This window comes from Prevotella sp. P4-119 (genome assembly GCF_002251345.1).
Taxonomy (GTDB): domain Bacteria; phylum Bacteroidota; class Bacteroidia; order Bacteroidales; family Bacteroidaceae; genus Prevotella.
In genome coordinates, this window is record NZ_NPJB01000108.1 from 1 (window position 1) to 13,635 (window position 13,635).

8 protein-coding genes and 1 pseudogene are annotated in these 13,635 nt (G+C 46.2%); 6 read left to right on the top strand and 3 right to left on the bottom strand.

What is annotated here, in order from left to right:
• Positions 1–398 precede the first annotated feature (398 nt).
• Positions 399–534: pseudogene (locus tag CIK89_RS14070) on the top strand (IS1380 family transposase); the annotation flags it as partial.
• A 152-nt stretch (positions 535–686) separates the two neighbouring features.
• Here CIK89_RS14070 and crcB read toward each other — a convergent pair.
• The 3 genes from crcB to CIK89_RS13060 are packed head-to-tail and all read right to left on the bottom strand — an operon-like array spanning position 687 to position 5,434.
• Complete coding sequence (gene crcB, locus CIK89_RS13050) at positions 687–1,058, bottom strand: fluoride efflux transporter CrcB (protein ID WP_094391793.1); 372 nt, start codon at positions 1,056–1,058, stop codon at positions 687–689.
• A gap of 11 nt (positions 1,059–1,069) precedes the next feature.
• Complete coding sequence (locus tag CIK89_RS13055; RefSeq protein WP_371327183.1) at positions 1,070–3,211, bottom strand: M3 family metallopeptidase; 2,142 nt, start codon at positions 3,209–3,211, stop codon at positions 1,070–1,072.
• 21 nt (positions 3,212–3,232) lie between these two features.
• Complete coding sequence (locus CIK89_RS13060; protein WP_094391795.1) at positions 3,233–5,434, bottom strand: S9 family peptidase; 2,202 nt, start codon at positions 5,432–5,434, stop codon at positions 3,233–3,235.
• Between the two features lie 456 nt (positions 5,435–5,890).
• On the opposite strand from CIK89_RS13060, the gene CIK89_RS13065 reads away from it, so the two are divergent.
• From CIK89_RS13065 to CIK89_RS13085, 5 genes are all read left to right on the top strand, one after another.
• Complete coding sequence (locus CIK89_RS13065; RefSeq protein WP_094391796.1) at positions 5,891–7,042, top strand: hypothetical protein; 1,152 nt, start codon at positions 5,891–5,893, stop codon at positions 7,040–7,042.
• 151 nt (positions 7,043–7,193) lie between these two features.
• On the top strand, positions 7,194–9,641 hold the full coding sequence (gene lon / locus CIK89_RS13070; RefSeq protein WP_094391797.1) for an endopeptidase La: 2,448 nt from the start codon (positions 7,194–7,196) through the stop codon (positions 9,639–9,641).
• Positions 9,638–10,765, top strand: coding sequence for a tRNA guanosine(34) transglycosylase Tgt (gene tgt / locus CIK89_RS13075; RefSeq protein WP_094391798.1), 1,128 nt, complete (start codon positions 9,638–9,640; stop codon positions 10,763–10,765). Before lon ends, tgt begins: the two co-directional genes overlap by 4 nt.
• 23 nt (positions 10,766–10,788) lie before the next feature.
• The gene (locus tag CIK89_RS13080; RefSeq protein ID WP_094391799.1) at positions 10,789–12,021 is read left to right on the top strand and encodes an LptF/LptG family permease; all 1,233 of its coding nucleotides are present in this window, start codon (positions 10,789–10,791) and stop codon (positions 12,019–12,021) included.
• Between the two features lie 80 nt (positions 12,022–12,101).
• A complete protein-coding gene (locus CIK89_RS13085) occupies positions 12,102–13,472 on the top strand; it encodes a DEAD/DEAH box helicase (protein WP_371593525.1) in 1,371 nt (456 codons plus the stop codon).
• Positions 13,473–13,635 lie beyond the last annotated feature (163 nt).

Sequence of the window (13,635 nt, forward strand, 5' to 3'; positions counted from 1 at the left end):
ACCTCTTCGACAGACCGATTCTACCTTTTTACAACAAAGGTACGAAACTGTCTTTAGCAATCATAGTTTTACCTTGATTATTTAACATTTATGCGACTGCGTCGCATTCTTCTGCAAACTTAGAGTGGTTTCAGGGAGGAATCCGCAATTGTTTTCGCTGCAGTTTGCATTGAGCCTAGAAGCAAGGTGCCCAGCACTCCAGCGATTCCCCATTGTAGTTTAGTAGCATGTCCCATTGTCCATAATTTCGCAACACTATTATTAATTAAACCTTTTAAGCACCTGGGCAACAAAAATTCTTGAACAAGTCAAACGGCAGAGCCGAGCGGCCCAGAATTTTGCCATGTCGAAGAATTCACTTATTTTAGTGTTGCAAAAATAAACAAGAGAATCCGACGATAGACTTAGCAAAGTTACAAATTAAATTTGGAAACTCACTCCTTTTGGAGGGAAATTTTCGGGTCATGGAGCAATTTGACTCCACATTGTCTTCTTTAATCGACTCAACCCTCGGTTTTAGGTGTAGATCGTTCCATTTCATGGCACCTTTTCTCGCCATGGCAGAATTAAAGCGAGCTTTATTCTGCTCATCTGGCTTAACGAAAACGTTTCATTTCATGGCACCTTTTCTCGCCATGGCAGAGTTTAAGTGAACTGAACTCTGCTCATCTGGCTTAATGAATAGTCTATAATTTACTTGCCAGCCAATAACCTACGATAACCGCTATAAGTCCACAGATAAGACTTAATACCATATAAAGTAGCGTTAAGGATTGTTGGCCATCTCGTGCTAAAAGCAAATTCTCGTTCATAAAGGTACTGAATGTGGTAAAACCGCCACAAAAGCCAGTAACCAACAATAGCTTAGCATTTGGCGAGAGATGTCCCCCTATTGCACATCCTGAAAGAATGCCGATAAGGAAACATCCCAATACATTGACGATGAAAGTTCCCATTGGGAAAGTGAAGGCAAGCCATTGGCTTGTGAACTTCGATACAAGATATCGAAGTCCACCGCCAAAAAAGCTTCCTACACATACCAATAATAATTGTTTCATAGCAGAATCTATCAAAGTCCTCTTGCCTTCAGCAAGCCAGAAGCATCTGGCTGTTGCATACCGGTAAAGTCTGTAAACATCAACATCTGGTCTTTGGTATTGCCTCTGCTGAGAATCTTGTCACGGAAAGCCTGACCTACGGCAGGATTCAAAGCACCATGCTTGGCAAAATAGTCAGCTACATTTACTGCCAGCACCTCTGTCCACAGATAACTGTAATAACCTGCTGCATATCCTCCACCCCATACGTGGTTGAAATACGAGGTGATGTAACGAGGCGGTATTTGGTTGTTGAGCAATCCCACTTGCTGCAACGCCTGTCTTTCAAACTCCTGGGCTTTATCGGCAGTAGGAATCTCTTGCTGGCCGATGTGGTGCCAAGCCATATCAAGACAAGTGGCAGCGAGATTCTCTCCCAAGGCGTAGGCTGCATGGAAACTGATAGATTTCAACATACGCTCTTTAAGTGCCTCAGGCATGGGTTCTCCTGTCTGTGTATGGCGCGCGAAATGGTCGAACACTTCGGGTACTGTGGCAAATGACTCATTAAACTGTGAAGGCATTTCTACAAAATCGCGAGGTACGGCAGTTCCGGATAATGTGTTGTATTTGCAATCAGAGAGTATGCCATGGAGAGCATGTCCAAACTCATGGAAGAGTGTGCAGACCTCATCCCAAGTGATGAGGGTAGGCTGACCGTCCGGTGCTTTGGCAAAGTTGCACACATTATAAATGACAGGCAATTGATGACGCAGTCCGCATTGTTTGGCAAAGGCACTCATCCACGCACCGCCACGCTTTGTGGGGCGACGGAAATAGTCGCTATAGAAGAGTGCAATGGGTTTTCCATCTTTGTCGATTACCTCAAAGACCTTCATGTCGGGATGGTAGGTCGGAATATCTTTGCGCTGCTTGAAAGTCAATCCATAGGCACGATGGGCTGCATAGAAAACGCCATTGACCTGTACGCTGTCGATATTAAAATAAGGCTTGATCTCATCTTCGGAAATGTTGAGTTGTTCTTTTTTCATTTTCGATGAGAAATAGAACCTGTCATAGGGTTGCAACTTAAAGTCGCTGCCCATAGTCTTTTTAGCATAGTCTTCTATCGCCTTCGTTTCCTGGTCTGCCTTTGGTGAATAATCAGCAATCAGCTGATGGAGGAAATTATATACATTGCCCGAATTTTTTGCCATGGCTTTTTCCAGAGAATAGTCAGCATAATTGTCGTAGCCCATCAACTTCGCCTTTTCAGCACGCAGTTTTGCGGTTTCAACAACAATAGAGAAAGTATTGAACTGAGGATTAGTACCATCTGCCCGGTGTATAGAAGCCTCATATACCCGACGTCGTACATCGCGATTGGCGAGGTTTGCCAGGATGGGCTGCTGTGTGGTATTGATGATCACAATACAATAAGGAGCCTTGCCTCCCCTACTCTGTGCATCTTTCTCACACTGTGCAATATCAGCCTCTGAGAGTCCAGCCAATTCGTCTTTGGTATTGATCCATACGACAGCATGATTGGTAGCATCAGACAAGAGTTTTCCCCATTGCTGACTGAGTTTTGAGAGTCGCATATTGATTTGCTTCATCCGCTCCATGTCGCTGGCAGAGAGCAGTGCGCCAGCCCTGACGAAGCCTTTATAAATGACTTCCAACAGTCTTGCATCTTCGCCCTTGAGCTGATTTTTCTCATGCTCATAGACATATTTTATGCGTTTGAAGAGTTCAGGATTGAATGTAATCTCATTTTCCAAATCAGCAAGAATCGGCGTCACCTTCTCTTCTGTATCGGCAATAACCTTTGTTTTGTGTGCGCTGGTCAGTCCGAAGAATACATTACTGATACGGTCAAGCAACACCCCACTCTCTTCATAGGGCAGGATTGTGTTTGCAAAGGTCGGTGTTTCCTTACTATTGACAATCTTCTTGATATTGTCGCGTTGAATTTTCACAGCTGCTTCAATAGCAGGCAAATAGTCTGCCTCGTTGATCACATTGAAATCGGGAGCGCCAAAAGGCAGTTTGCTTTCAATGAGCAAGGGGTTGACTCTTTCCGCTCCTGACATGGTGGTCATTGCAGAAGCTTCTGACATCAGTATGATGCCCGAAGCCAGTCCAATTGTCATAAATGTTTTGTTTAGTTTCATCATTGCCGATATATAAGAAGTTTATTTGAGTTCCTTATCGAAGAATTTCACACACTGGCGGAAGAGATGATTGCGTGTGTTTCCTCCTGCGATACTATGGTTGCGATTGGTATAAACCAATTGACTGAAATCTTTATCAGCCTGCACCAGAGCTTCTGTGTATTCTGCTGTATTTCTGAAGTGGACATTGTCGTCAGCCATTCCATGGCAGAGCAACAGACTGCCTTGCAACTGCGCAGCACGCTTGATGGGGTTGATATCGTAACCATTGGGATTCTCTTTCGGTGTACGCATGAATCGTTCGGTATAAATGGTGTCGTAATACTTCCAAGATGTTGGCGGGGCAATAGCAATACCTGCACGGAACACGCCACGTCCTTCAGACATAGACATCAACGTGTTGAAGCCTCCAAAGCTCCATCCCCAAATGGCCATTCGCTGCCCATCAACGTATTCCTGTTTTGCCAGCCACAAAGCCGCTTCCACCTGGTCATGTGATTCGAGTTCACCCATCTGCAGATATGTACACTTTTCAAATTCTGCACCCCTTGCACCTGTTCCGCGTCCATCAACACAGACACACAGATAGCCACGTTGCGCCAGATATTGTTCAAGCATGGCACCTTGACCTGCCATTCCCACTCCCCATGCATTCTTGACACTCTGACTACCGGGACCGCTATATTGGAACATGATGACCGGATATTTCTTCGACGGATTGAAATCTGCAGGTTTTACCATCCATCCATTGAGGTTGACTCCATCTGCTGTGGTCAGCGTGAAGAGTTCGCGTTTACCCAAATTCATGCTCTTCAACCAACCGTTGAGTTCTCGGTTATCTACAAGTGTCGAGAGAGTTTTCCCCCGTTGGTCGCAAAGTGAGAATACGGCAGGTGTATTGATATCGCTCCACTGGTTGATGAAGTACTTGAAGCCCTTGGCAAAGATGGCGCTGTTCCATCCTTTTTTGGGTGTCAGGCAATTGCGTTTTCCATTCGAGTGAGCCACATAGACCTGTTGTTCTACGGCACCCTGTTCGTGACTTGCGTAATAGACATCTCCTGTTGCATCATCCACGCCATACACATCTGCCACGTCATAATTTCCTGTTTCTACCTGACGCAGCAATTGTCCGTTGGTATTATAGAGATACAAATGCAACCATCCGTCACGCTGACTGGGCAGAAGGATGTAACGGTTTGTCACAACGAGACTTGAAACACACTCTTCCTTGACATATTTAGCGTCACGCTCTTCTATGAGCAGTTGGCAAAGGGTTGACAAGGGGTTGACCGCATAGATGCGCAGACAATCCTGATGGCGGTTGAGTGTTGTCACCATCACCTTGGAGGCATCCCCCATCTGCTTGATGCGAGGCACATAGCCATCAGCATCAATGGGTACTTGCAACTGGCGTGTCTGACGACTTGCAATATCAAAACTCCACACCGAGGTTGTAGCATTGTCGGCACCAGCCACAGGATACTTGTAAGTATAAGCGCCAGGATACTCATCATACTGCTTGTATTCGGGATTCAGCCCTTTGAAGAGCGGCATGCTGTACTGTTTTACCTTACTCTCATCATATTTCACCCAGACCAGCACACGGCTGTCGGCTGTAAATATCATAGAGCGGTCGTTGGCAAACTCCTCCTCATTGACCCAGTCAGGGATTCCATTGATGATGGCATTGCGCTTTCCGTCCTTCGTCACTTGCACCTCAGCATTATCATAGAGCAATTTGACCAGAAATATGTTGCCGTCACGCACAAAAGCCACCAATGATCCATCAGGTGAGAAAAGCGGAGTCTGCTGAGGTCCGTTTTTCGACAGTGGAACCATTCTGTTGCTTCCCATATTATACAAATAGTACTCTGCTTTGAACGAGTGGCGATAAATATTTTCCGTATGCGTCTGTATCAGCATCTGCCGACCGTTGGGGCTGACCATATAACCATCGATATAATCGACGCCGGCGGTTTTCACCACATCAAGGTCGAAAAGCACCGAAACGGTCTTTCCTGTTTTAAAGGAATGACTCTCTACCTTACGTCCGTCTGACGACAGTTGCGTATAAGTCTCACCATCTTGGGCAGTTTTCACCGCTCTGATGCCATCGCCGCGGTATTGCCATTTACTGATTTCCGCAAGATTCAGATTACCAGCAAACATAGCGCTGACTAATGGAAATAATAGCACTGCAGTCCAAAAAAATCTCTTCATATCTTTTCATTGTTTTATGTTATGTATCTTTCTTGTTTTGATGTTGCGAAATTACAAAAATTCATTGTCATCACCAAATATCTTCATGTATTTTGTGGAAATGAATAGAAGATAAGGGCAACAAGTACAATTCAACAGACAAAAAGATGGTTTTTATCGTGAGATTTCATCCAACTTACTTCTTATGCTGTCAGGAAGTCTCTCCTATGAGTGTCCCAATACCCAATAAGTTTTTGGGACTTACTGAGGACTCACTACGTAGGAAGAAGGATGATAACATCCCGAACTCATCCCGACGGCATCCCGAAGCCGAGTGCTAAGACTCTCGTCAAAAGTTGCGCCCGTCAGTCAAATATAAAAAGCAGAAAGTCTGCACAAAAAAAAGAGCCTTTCGTTTGGCAATAAGAATTATAACCTGTAAATTTGCACCTAAGAAACCCAAATACCAAAGCAACAATGACTAATAACCAAGACGCCAAAGTACCCTCATGGGAAGAACTCGTCAACTCTATCTCATCAGGAAGTTCACATCCCGAAGCAACTTGTTGGGAAATATACAGATACCTGCGCCAAAACTACAAAACCATTGGCTCAGAAACTTCACGCACTTTATTATTTGCTTATATCAAACTGCGCACCGACAAACCGTCACTCATCAATTCCTGTATGATGGATATGGCGGTTAAGATTAGCACAACCTATACAGACTTTCAACTGCCTCGCTTTCTCGACATGTGCAACCACACTTCCTGTCTGAGAGATGAGGACCGCCAAAAACAAAAAGGCAAAGACGGAAAACTGTACCTATCCCTACAAGAACGAATAGATCGGGCCTTGCAATCCTACAGACTGCATCATCCTGAGGCACGCAATGAAAACTCCAAGGATATTATAAGCATGTACGCAGTATCGTTGTTTGAGAAAATCAAAGCAGGACGCACCTGTCGGTTTGTCAAAATGGTTGCAGCAAATGGTTTGTCGCTGATTGCAGACAGCCACCAATTCCCTTGCCGGCCTTACGAAATCATCGGAAAGGTTTACGATGTTTCCGTCGCGTCCAGCAAAAAAGGCAACAAAAGGATTGTCGAGATTGCAGCCTCAACAAAAGCGCCAAAACACGTCTTTCCTATAAAAACCGGATATATCGACGGAATTGACGAGACATACGGACACATCCACATCTTTGACAATATGTCACACCATTTCGTTGCCGACAGAAAAACAATTACCGCAACACTACCTGCACGAACAACCGTTCAAAAAGGAATGTTCATCCAATTCTGTCCTATTATCAGCGACGGAGACCCATTCAAATCGGCAGCAATCGTCAATATTTTAGACCGCTACAAAGGACACGAATCCTTTGGATCCTATTCTGCCAAGATCACATACGCAAATCCCGCACAGCATTACATCAGATACACCATCCTGTCAGACATTCCAACCACTCCCGAAGGCACCATCTCCAAAGAAGGCTTCGCCAGTACATCAACAATGAAACCGGATATGGAAAAAGAAATGACCGTAGGGAAAAACATCCAACTGATTCTATTCCTCAAGCGCGGAATAAACGGTCAGAAAAGCAACCACGTGGCTGAGATTTATTAGTCAATATGCCTTTTTACGCCCATTTTCATGCTTTAAAACCGTTTTCTGCAAGTACTATACACCTTTTATATAAAGAAAACAACGTTTTTCTTTTGATATTCCGTAGGATTGCAGTACCTTTGCAAGCTAAAAGCACTATTTTAAACAGAGAATGAGTAAATACCAAAATAAAACATTCCCTCTAATTGCTGATATAGAGGGAGATTACAAAGATTTAACAAGCATCGAAGTACCGGAAGTCTTGCCAGTATTGACAGTACGCAACGTTGTAATGTTTCCGGGAGTTGTCAACCCCATCCTCGTGGGACGGGACCAGAGTCTTAAACTACTCAAGAAAGCAGAGAAAGAAGACTCACTCTTTGCCGTATGCTGCCAGTATTCAGCCAATACGGAATTTCCATCCCAAAACGACATCTACAAGATTGGAGTAATGGCCAAACTCGTAAGGATTATCAGTTTGCCTAACAACAAGGTCACCGCCATCGTGCAGGGACTACGACGCATCGTATTGGGTGATGAAATACCCAACGACAACTTCATGCTTTCACACGTACTCCCATACGATGAGAAAATCCCAGAACAGGACGATACTGAGTTCAACACAGCCATAGGCACCCTGCGCGACGTTACAACAGAGTTTATCGACATGAACGATGAAATGCCCGATGAAGCATCATTCTCCGTGAGAAACATCGGCAACAACCTCATCGCGCTCAACTACATATGTAGCAACTTTGTGGAAAACGTAAGCGAACGCATAGACCTTCTGAACACCTCAAACCTCAAGGATCGCCTCTTCATGATGATCAAACACATGAACAAGCAGCAAGAATTGCAGACCTTGAAACTTGAAATTCGCAAGAAGACCCACGAAGACCTCGACGAGCAACAGCGCAACTACTTCCTCCAGCAACAGATCAAGAACATTCAGGCTGAAATGGGCAATGAGGCTTCGCCTGAAAAGAAAGACCTGCTGGAAAAAGCTGCCAAAAAGAAATGGAGCAACGAAACCGCCAAAGTATTCAAGCGCGAGATGGAGAAACTCGATCAGCTCAACCCACAAAGTCCGGACTACAACATCCAACTGACGTACCTCCAGACTCTTGTTTCGCTGCCATGGAACGAATACACCAAGGATGACCTCAATCTGAAGCGTGCACAACGAATCCTTGACCGCGACCACTACGGCATGGAGAAAGTCAAGGAGAGAATACTCGAATACATCGCTGTGCTCTCGCTCAGAGGCAATCTCAAGTCGCCTATCCTTTGCCTCTACGGCCCTCCAGGAGTCGGAAAAACCAGTCTGGGCAAATCCATCGCCGACGCACTAAACAGAAAATACGTGCGCGTCTCACTTGGAGGACTACACGACGAAGCTGAAATACGCGGACACCGTAGAACCTACATTGGAGCCATGCCCGGACGCATCATCAAAAACATGCAGAAGGCAGGGACTGGTAATCCCGTATTCATACTCGACGAAATAGACAAGGTGACGCAGAATACCCATAACGGCGATCCTGCCTCAGCACTTCTCGAAGTACTCGATCCTGAGCAAAACAATGCCTTCCACGACAACTATCTCGATCTGGACTACGACCTGTCGAAAGTCATGTTTATTGCAACGGCCAACAATCTCGGCACCATTCCCAAACCCCTACTCGACCGCATGGAAATCATCGAAGTAAGTGGCTATATTACCGAAGAGAAACAAGAGATTGCTAAGCGACACCTCATTCCACGCGAAAAAGAGAATACGGGACTGGCAGACAGCCGACTCACCTTCACCAAGGCTGCCACAGAGAAAATCATCGAGCAATATACGCGGGAAAGCGGTGTGCGCCAACTGGAGAAACAAATCAACAAGGCCTTGCGCAAAATAGCCTTTAAAGTAGCGGAAAGCGGAACCCTGCCTTTCTCTAAAATCACTCCCGTTGAACTCGAAGGACTGTTGGGCAAACCACCTTACTATCGCGACATCTATCAAGGCAACAGCTATGCAGGAGTCGTTACAGGACTCGCATGGACAAGCGTTGGCGGTGAAATCCTCTTCATCGAAACCTCACTCTCGAAAGGAAAGGGCGCAAAACTCACGCTGACAGGAAACCTCGGTGACGTCATGAAAGAAAGTGCCATTCTCGCTCTTGAATATGTAAAAGCACACGCAGATACACTTCATATCGATTATCGCATTTTCGACAACTGGAACATACACATCCACGTTCCAGAAGGTGCGACGCCCAAGGACGGACCATCAGCAGGAATCACCATTGCAACCAGCATCGCCTCTGCCCTGACCCAACGTAAAGTGCGTCGCAACACAGCCATGACCGGTGAAATAACGCTTCGAGGAAAAGTTCTTCCCGTTGGCGGCATCAAGGAGAAGATCCTCGCTGCCAAACGTGCCGGAATCACAGACATTCTGATGTGTCAGGAAAACCGCAAGGACATTGAAGAGATTCCTGAAGTTTATCTCAAAGGCGTAGAATTCCATTATGTCGAAAACGTACAAGACGTATGGAACTTCGCATTAACAGACGAGATAGTAGATAACCCATTGGACTTCACCATCCAAGACGACAACAAAGACAGCAAATGACATTTGAACTGCAACATACAGATTCTGCCAGCGATGCACGAACAGGCCTTCTCACCACAGACCACGGACAGATCAAGACGCCAATCTTCATGCCCGTAGGAACCGTTGGAAGCGTCAAAGGCGTACATTTCTCAGAACTCCGCGAACAAGTCAAGGCACAGATTATACTTGGAAACACTTATCATCTCTACCTTCGACCAGGACTGGAAGTGCTCCGTCAAGCAGGCGGACTCCATCAATTCAACACATGGGACCGCCCTATCCTAACCGACTCCGGCGGTTTCCAGGTATTCTCATTGACTGGCATACGAAAACTCCGCGAGGAAGGCTGCGAATTCCGTTCACACATCGACGGTTCCAAACACTTCTTTACTCCTGAAAATGTGATGGATACCGAACGCGTGATAGGAGCAGACATCATGATGGCCTTCGACGAATGTCCACCAGGACAAAGCGACTATAACTATGCCAAGAAATCGCTCATGATGACCCAACGCTGGCTCGACCGATGCATCAAGCGACTCGACGAAACCGAACCACTTTACGGCTATCGTCAAAGTCTCTTCCCTATCGTACAAGGCTGCACCTATAAAGACCTCCGCCGAGAGGCTGCCAAATTTGTGGCAGACAAGGATGCCGACGGAAATGCTATCGGAGGATTAGCTGTCGGCGAACCCACAGAAGTGATGTACGAGATGATTGAAGTGGTCAATGAGATACTGCCTAAAGACAAGCCTCGCTACCTGATGGGTGTAGGAACGCCACAGAATATTCTCGAAGCTATCGAACGTGGTGTTGACATGTTTGACTGCGTCATGCCCACTCGCAACGGCCGTAATGCTATGCTGTTCACCTATGAGGGCACAATGAACATGCGCAACAAGAAATGGGAGGCAGACTTCTCGCCCATTGATCCCGACGGCTGCGACATCGACCGCATACACACCAAAGCATACCTCCACCACCTGTTCAAGGCTCAAGAGTTACTTGCCATGCAGATTGCCAGCATACACAATCTGGCATTCTACCTGCGCCTTGTGACCGACGCACGCCAACACATCGAACAGGGTGACTTCGTGCAATGGAAACGCTCGGTGATTGACAACCTTGGTCGTCGAAGATAAGAACCCTACAGACACACTTACCGATGAAGAGAAAACTCAAAGAAATAGCTGCACGTATCAGACGCATCTGGTTGCGCCTGCTCATCCTGCTTCATCCCATCATCAAATGGCTCAGGAAACTCCCCTGGCACAAATTGCGATGGATGAAGAAATGCAATCCGCTGCATTACATCAAGCGCATCGACTGGTACATCATCAAGAAGTTCATTGGCACATACATCTACTCCATTGCACTCATCATCTCGATATCTATCGTGTTTGACGTCAATGACAACCTCACCAAGTTCACCAACTATCACGCACCATTGCGTGCTATTGTGTTCGACTACTATGCCAACTTCATCCCCTATTTTGCCAATCTTTTCTCGCCACTATTCGTTTTCATAGCGGTCATCTTCTTCACCTCTAAACTGGCAGGCAACTCAGAGATTATTGCCATGTTGGCGTGCGGAATGAGTTTCAAGCGCTTGCTCCGCCCCTATATTATCTCTGCAGCACTCATCGCCTTGCTCAACTTCTATCTTGGCGCTTACGTCATCCCTAAAGGAACGGTAGTCCGCCATGACTTTGAATCTCTCTATAAGAATAATAAGAAGAATACATCGGCAAGCAATATTCAGTTGATGGTGGATAAAGGTGTCGTCGCTTATATTTCACAATACGATGATGTCCACAAGACCGGATTCGGCTTTTCACTCTACAAATTTGAAAACAAGAAGATGGTAAGCCACATGACTGCCAGCGTTATTCAATACGACACGATTTCTGATTCACGCTACCATTGGAAAGCTCGCAGTTACAAGATTCGTAAACTGAAAGGTTTGAGAGAGGAAATTCAAAGTGGCATGGAACTCGACACCCTGATCCAAATGGAACCGATGGACCTCATCTTCTCCAAAGGTCAGCAGGAAACGTTCACCTCTCCTGAACTCAGGCAATACATCTCAAAACAACAGTCTCGCGGTTCAAGCAATGTTGTACAATATGAGGTAGAATACCACAAGCGTATCGCCTCATCATTCGCCTCCTTTATCCTTACCATTATAGGTGTTTCACTATCTTCAAGAAAACGAAAAGGCGGCATGGGACTATACTTAGGCATTGGCCTCGCATTGTCATTCGCCTATATTCTTCTACAAACGGTATGTGCCACCTTCGCTATCAATGCTGACACACCACCGGCATTAGCCGCATGGATTCCAAACATTCTCTATGTGTTTATAGCATACTATTGCTACCGACACGCCCCTAACTAATACATTATTAATTTAAAATAGGAAAAGTGACATTCGAAGAAACATACCTCAACGATAATATCCTCGACGCGCTCTATGACATGCGCTTCGAGGAAATGACTCCCATCCAGGAACAATGCATTCCGCAAATTCTCGACGGGCGCGACCTTATTGGTGTCGCCCAGACAGGAACAGGTAAGACGGCAGCCTATCTCCTGCCGGTACTCAGCATGCTTGATGATGGTGGTTTCCCACACGATGCTGTCAATTGCATCGTCATGTCTCCGACTCGCGAACTTGCCCAACAGATAGACCAAGCCATGCAAGGCTTCGGCTATTATCTCAACGATGTGTCGAGTGTTGCCATCTATGGCGGAAACGATGGTTCTCGCTTTGACCAAGAGACCAAGGGACTTAAAATGGGCGCCGATGTGATTATTGCCACCCCAGGACGTCTCCTGTCCCATATTCGCATGGGGCATGTAGATCTCTCCCGTCTTTCATTCTTCATCCTCGACGAAGCCGACCGCATGTTGGACATGGGATTCTCTGACGATATCCTGCAGATTGCAAAACTGCTGCCCGACAATCACCAGACCATCATGTTCTCTGCCACCATGCCCGACAAAATTCAGCAATTGGCACGTACACTTTTGACCAACCCTGTCGAGGTGAAGATTGCCGTATCAAAACCGGCAGAAAAGATTCAGCAGTCAGCATACGTATGCTACGAACCGCAGAAGATCAACATCATCCGCCATCTCTTCAAGGCAGGAGAACTTCAACGAGTCATCATCTTCTCCGGCAAGAAAGACAAGGTAAAGGACATTACTCGCGAACTCAAACGCATGAACATCAACTGCGCACCCATGCACAGCGACCTCAGCCAGCAGGAGCGCGACGATGTCATGTATCGGTTCAAGACGGGTCAGGTAGATGTGCTCGTTGCAACAGACATTGTGTCGCGAGGCATTGATATTGACGACATCTTGATGGTCATCAACTACGATGTACCTCATGATGCAGAAGACTACGTCCATCGCATCGGACGCACAGCACGTGCGCAACGCGATGGTGTTGCCATCACTTTTGTCTCTGAATTGGACATGCGTGCCTTTGCCGACATAGAGCGTTTCCTTGAAAAGGAAATTGTCAAGATTCCTATCCCTGAAGGATTGGGCGAAGGTCCTAAATACGAGCCCAATGCACCACGTAAGAACACGCGCGGTCGTGGTGGTCGCAGCAACAACCGTAAGCCTAACGGCAACAAAACTCGCAACAAGCGACGCAGCACCAAGCCATCGTCAGGTGAGCAACCTTCCGTAAAATCTTCCCAAGACTCTGTGACAAGCACACAGTCGAAAGACGGACAACAGAAGCGCAAACGTAGGAGGTCCAATGGCAATCACCACAAGAAATCCAATACGCCTCAAAGCAAGACCACTCCTGCCATACCAAAGTCTGAAGCTTGATTGCCTCTTTACGGTAAAAAATTGCTTTGCAGCAAACAATAAGAACTTACGATAAACTATAAAAATCATCCCGTTGGACTTGTCCTCTCCAGACACTCCAACGGGATGATTGTCTTCATGTGGTTTCCACAACCTCTATGCGTTTCGCTCAACCATTTTACTT

Bases quoted from the DNA above. Each gene is read 5' to 3' on its own strand.
- CIK89_RS13060 (WP_094391795.1), bottom strand. From the start codon at position 5,434: ATGAAGAGATTTTTTTGGACTGCAGTGCTATTATTTCCATTAGTCAGC.
- CIK89_RS13085 (WP_371593525.1), top strand. From the start codon at position 12,102: ATGCGCTTCGAGGAAATGACTCCCATCCAGGAACAATGCATTCCGCAA.
- tgt (WP_094391798.1), top strand. From the start codon at position 9,638: ATGACATTTGAACTGCAACATACAGATTCTGCCAGCGATGCACGAACA.
- CIK89_RS13065 (WP_094391796.1), top strand. From the start codon at position 5,891: ATGACTAATAACCAAGACGCCAAAGTACCCTCATGGGAAGAACTCGTC.
- CIK89_RS13055 (WP_371327183.1), bottom strand. From the start codon at position 3,211: ATGAAACTAAACAAAACATTTATGACAATTGGACTGGCTTCGGGCATC.
- crcB (WP_094391793.1), bottom strand. From the start codon at position 1,058: ATGAAACAATTATTATTGGTATGTGTAGGAAGCTTTTTTGGCGGTGGA.
- CIK89_RS13080 (WP_094391799.1), top strand. From the start codon at position 10,789: ATGAAGAGAAAACTCAAAGAAATAGCTGCACGTATCAGACGCATCTGG.
- lon (WP_094391797.1), top strand. From the start codon at position 7,194: ATGAGTAAATACCAAAATAAAACATTCCCTCTAATTGCTGATATAGAG.